The 1,845-nt window shown below is 54.3% G+C and carries 2 rRNA genes (1 of these 2 running past the window's edge); both read right to left on the bottom strand.

The annotated features are described in order from the left end of the window. Nucleotides 1-26: 26 nt before the first annotated feature. Nucleotides 27-142, bottom strand: a 5S ribosomal RNA gene (gene rrf / locus QKY98_RS07320). A gap of 161 nt (nt 143-303) precedes the next feature. Then, nucleotides 304-1,845 (bottom strand): 23S ribosomal RNA (locus QKY98_RS07315) (it continues 1,351 nt past the right edge of the window).

Here is a 1,845-nt window from a genome sequence, read left to right as displayed (position 1 = left end):
CTGAGCGGGGGTGCTGGGTGTTAGGCGCTTGACGATGACCTACTCTCACATGGGGAAGCCCCACACTACCATCGGCGATGCATCGTTTCACTTCTGAGTTCGGGAAGGGATCAGGTGGTTCCAATGCTCTATGTTCGTCAAGCAATTCGGTTGGCTGGCCAGGCGATGGAGCTGCCTGGCTGGCCCAATTGGGTCTGTGATCGAAGTAGACGTGTCGTCTTTGGGGTCTTGCGAACCCACGCGCCCGTTTTCGGCGTCGTCTTCCTCACGCTCTGACCCGCGGTCAGATTGTTTGGGTGTTATATGGTCAAGCCTCACGGGCAATTAGTATCGGTTAGCTCAACGCCTCACAGCGCTTACACACCCGACCTATCAACGTCGTAGTCTTCGACGGCCCTTCAGGAAGCTCAAGGCTCCAGTGAGATCTCATCTTGAGGCAAGTTTCCCGCTTAGATGCTTTCAGCGGTTATCTCTTCCGAACATAGCTACCCGGCAATGCCACTGGCGTGACAACCGGAACACCAGAGGTTCGTCCACTCCGGTCCTCTCGTACTAGGAGCAGCCCCTCTCAAATCTCAAACGTCCACGGCAGATAGGGACCGAACTGTCTCACGACGTTCTAAACCCAGCTCGCGTACCACTTTAAATGGCGAACAGCCATACCCTTGGGACCGGCTTCAGCCCCAGGATGTGATGAGCCGACATCGAGGTGCCAAACACCGCCGTCGATATGAACTCTTGGGCGGTATCAGCCTGTTATCCCCGGAGTACCTTTTATCCGTTGAGCGATGGCCCTTCCATACAGAACCACCGGATCACTAAGACCTACTTTCGTACCTGCTCGACGTGTCTGTCTCGCAGTCAAGCGCGCTTTTGCCTTTATACTCTGCGACCGATTTCCGACCGGTCTGAGCGCACCTTCGTACTCCTCCGTTACTCTTTAGGAGGAGACCGCCCCAGTCAAACTGCCCACCATACACTGTCCTCGATCCGGATAACGGACCAGAGTTAGAACCTCAAGGTTGCCAGGGTGGTATTTCAAGGATGGCTCCACGCAAACTGGCGTTCACGCTTCAAAGCCTCCCACCTATCCTACACAAGCAAGCTCAAAGTCCAGTGCAAAGCTACAGTAAAGGTTCACGGGGTCTTTCCGTCTAGCCGCGGATACACTGCATCTTCACAGCGATTTCAATTTCACTGAGTCTCGGGTGGAGACAGCGCCGCCATCGTTACGCCATTCGTGCAGGTCGGAACTTACCCGACAAGGAATTTCGCTACCTTAGGACCGTTATAGTTACGGCCGCCGTTTACCGGGGCTTCGATCAAGAGCTTCGCTTGCGCTAACCCCATCAATTAACCTTCCGGCACCGGGCAGGCGTCACACCCTATACGTCCACTTTCGTGTTTGCAGAGTGCTGTGTTTTTAATAAACAGTCGCAGCGGCCTGGTATCTTCGACCGGCATGAGCTTACGGGGTAAACCCTTCACCCTCACCGGCGCACCTTCTCCCGAAGTTACGGTGCCATTTTGCCTAGTTCCTTCACCCGAGTTCTCTCAAGCGCCTTGGTATTCTCTACCCGACCACCTGTGTCGGTTTGGGGTACGGTTCCTAGTTACCTGAAGCTTAGAGGCTTTTCCTGGAAGCATGGCATCAACCACTTCTCCTTCTAAAAGAAGGATCGTCATCAGCTCTCGGCCTAGACCGTCCGGATTTACCTAAACAGTCAGCCTACCACCTTAAACTTGGACAACCAACGCCAAGCTGGCCTAGCCTTCTCCGTCCCCCCATCGCAGTAACTAGAAGTACGGGAATATTAACCCGTTTCCCATCGACTACGCCTTTCA

Source organism: Pseudomonas sp. HR1, assembly GCF_030175875.1.
GTDB lineage: Bacteria > Pseudomonadota > Gammaproteobacteria > Pseudomonadales > Pseudomonadaceae > Chryseomonas > Chryseomonas oryzihabitans.
This window is presented reverse-complemented; position numbering and strand designations above follow the sequence as displayed.